Annotated in this window: 1 pseudogene; it reads left to right on the top strand. The window is 52.3% G+C overall.

Annotation, left to right across the window (positions count from 1 at the left end):
• Nucleotides 1–138 precede the first annotated feature (138 nt).
• Nucleotides 139–575 (top strand): annotated as a pseudogene (locus AUR66_RS18625) (hypothetical protein); the annotation flags it as partial.

Below are 575 nucleotides of genomic sequence, written 5' to 3'. Positions count from 1 at the left end.
CTGGCTATGCGTTCGTGCGCTACGATGTCGGAACCCTCCTTCGAGTCAGCTAAACGGAACTCACAGATCGGCTTTTGAAGTGTCGCCATTTCATGAAAATACACTTATCCACCACTTCTCTACGTCTGGGTAGAACAGATGATTGGATTCCGAGCCTTCCTCGCGATACTTCTCCTCGGCTGTGTGGTTACTGCCCCGTTATCGGCTGCTCAGAGTGGTGATTTCTCAGTGAGCATTGACGGTGATGTAGACGTTCCTGACCGCGAAATATCCACGAAGTGGGGAGACCAGACGATTGCTGCTGTTGGCAAAGCCCCCGTCGATGGAAATATTGACGTTTCGACTACGGCGCCAGCAGATACCTCCTATACGATTCGCCTCGTCGATAGCCAGCAACGCCTCCGTGACAACGAATACGTTGATGGTGGTGACGGCTCTGCGAGGTTCTACCTTGACCGGTATGACCCAGGAACGTATGGGATTGCACTTATGAACGGGACAGAAGAGGTGTACGCAGTCGAGCCGTTCGTTATCAGTGGCTACGAAGTCGAGCAACAAACTGATTCGCAGATCGA

This window comes from Haloferax profundi, assembly GCF_001469865.1.
GTDB lineage: Archaea > Halobacteriota > Halobacteria > Halobacteriales > Haloferacaceae > Haloferax > Haloferax profundi.
This window is presented reverse-complemented; position numbering and strand designations above follow the sequence as displayed.